The sequence below is a fragment of the Magnetospirillum moscoviense genome, assembly GCF_001650635.1.
Lineage (GTDB): Bacteria > Pseudomonadota > Alphaproteobacteria > Rhodospirillales > Magnetospirillaceae > Magnetospirillum > Magnetospirillum moscoviense.
In genome coordinates, this window is record NZ_LWQU01000059.1 from 1 (window position 1) to 1687 (window position 1687).

The window sequence follows — 1687 nt, forward strand, 5'->3', positions numbered from 1 at the left end:
GGGGGGGGGGGGGGGGGGGGGGGGGGGGGGGGGGGGGGGGGGGGGGGGGGGGGGGGGGGGGGGGGGGGCACCCCCCGCCGATGCCGACGACACCGGTTGCGCGTCAAACGCAGTTGCCGACGAACCGCCATGGCCGGGATTGACTGGCTGGCCAGCGCCGCTCCCGCCAGAATGAGGATACGGTGACAGGCGTGGTGATCCTGCGGCATCCATTGATGCGACAGCAGGCTGTTCAGGTTCCTCCTTGGTGACCGGAGGGATCGGCCCGAGGGGTGACGTGGGCGATGGTTCTGCCTCATGATCCATGGGCCGCTCCAGCGCCGGTGACGCTGGCACCGCGGCAGGTGCCGTTGGAGCTGAAGCCTGCCGAGCGGGAGGAGCCGCTACCGGTACGGCACCGGAAGGTAAAGCAGGTGAATCGGTCTCTGCAGGCGGTTGCGATGCCGAAGATGCGCCAGTGGCAGGATTGGTGGACTGGGCATCTCCGTTCCCTCCACCCTGTGGCTGAGATGAAGCTTGGCTTGGCGCCCGTGCGTCATCTCCATGGCTGGCCTCCGGAGCAATGGCTTGGCCATCGGGACCGACCGTCCGGGCATCCGTCGAGGCGGCAGGCCGTTCGGGTTCCGTCGCGGTGTCCACAGGGCTTGGCCGCAAGGGGGGCGTAGGCGACGGCTCCTCCTTTTGGGGCGAAGACGGCCCTTCCGCTGCCGGTGCAAACGGAGGCGCGGCCGGTGCCGCAGGAGCCTGCCGAGCGGAGGGTTCCGCATCGCTCGGGGGCGCTTTTGCTTCCCGTTGAGGTTTGGACTCCTCGCCGTCTGGATCGGATCGGGAGGGAGCCGGGCGGGGTGACGGCATTGCTCCAACTGGTGGTGACGGCTCGGATCCACCCAAAGCCGCCGACGGACTCTCCTTCAGGTTCGGCAGACCTTCACCGCGATGTGGGGCGGAGGGGCTTGGCGGCGGCGACCGCTCGGGTTCCTCGCAAGGCGCCGGTGGTGGCGGTATGGCCGGAGCGGAACGGCAATCGTGTTCCGACGGTGGGGCGGTAGGCTTGGAAGCGGGAGAATACGCATTGACACTGCGGTTAAGGTGCAGACGGCAAATGGGCCTACGGTTGTTATCGTCGAGCAGAATTGCACAATAGCTCTTGGCGTCGCGCATGGTGACCCGCTCGACCTTGACCACTTCACGCACGATAGCGCGGATGATCTGATAGCCGTCGATTTCCTCCTGGGTGGTCACAATGTCGTCAAGCTCCCCGGTTCCGTCAGCAGGCGTCGCAACTGCAGTTGGTGCATCCAGCTTGATCGTCTCGGAGGGCGTGACCGGGAGGGCGATCTTTGCGGTGTCATCCATGGCCGACGATAGGCGCTGGTTCACCAACTCACGCACCGTGTCTTTCATGGCCTTCTGCACCAACGGGCCAAACTTTGCCAAAACGTTGGCAGTTGACCTACCGTCATAGACTCGCCCAATCAGCAATCGGATGACTTCCTCGGAGGGTGTGTCGATCTCGTTGGCGATCTCGCGCATGAGCAGAGAGCCGTACTTAAGAGTCCGTCCGCGAAGTTCCCTATTATTTCCTGTGCCTTGCGATTCTGCGCAGCATGAGGCGGATCATGGCCAGGCGCAGGAACGCCAGCGCCATTCTGGCGAGGTTCTCGAAGTCCTTGGCGAGGCGTCGGCA

At 65.4% G+C, this 1687-nt stretch carries 1 pseudogene; it reads right to left on the reverse strand.

What is annotated here, in order from left to right:
- Positions 1 to 1576 precede the first annotated feature (1576 nt).
- A pseudogene (locus A6A05_RS20605) lies at positions 1577 to 1687 on the reverse strand (IS5/IS1182 family transposase); the annotation flags it as partial.